The organism is Roseibium sp. AWQ4_290 (assembly GCF_056160985.1).
This window is the reverse complement of the sequence record NZ_JBSWYG010000107.1, coordinates 1-231: the sequence shown is the minus strand read 5'-3', so window position 1 is coordinate 231 and position 231 is coordinate 1. Positions and strand designations below refer to the sequence as shown.

The following is a 231-nucleotide window of genomic DNA, read 5'->3' as shown; positions in this document are numbered from 1 at the left end:
GGCTACGCCGGGTTCAACGGCCTGTTCGGGGAGAACAAAGCTCGGGAGATGGCCTGCATGGCCCATATCCGGCGCAAGTTCGTCGATGTGCACGCATCCCAAGGATCATCGATTGCCGCAGAGGCCATTCAGCGCATTGCCGGGCTGTACGAAATCGAAAAGAAGGCACGCGGAAAACCTCCACCGGAGCGCACCGCCTTACGGCAAGCACACGCCAAACCTATCTTCAAT

The 231-nt window shown here is 58.9% G+C and carries 1 protein-coding gene; it reads left to right on the top strand.

Annotated elements, in window-relative coordinates; translation table 11 throughout:
* A partial coding sequence (locus ACXAH0_RS25335) for an IS66 family transposase (RefSeq protein WP_475196111.1) occupies window positions 1-231 on the top strand: 231 nt, incomplete at both ends.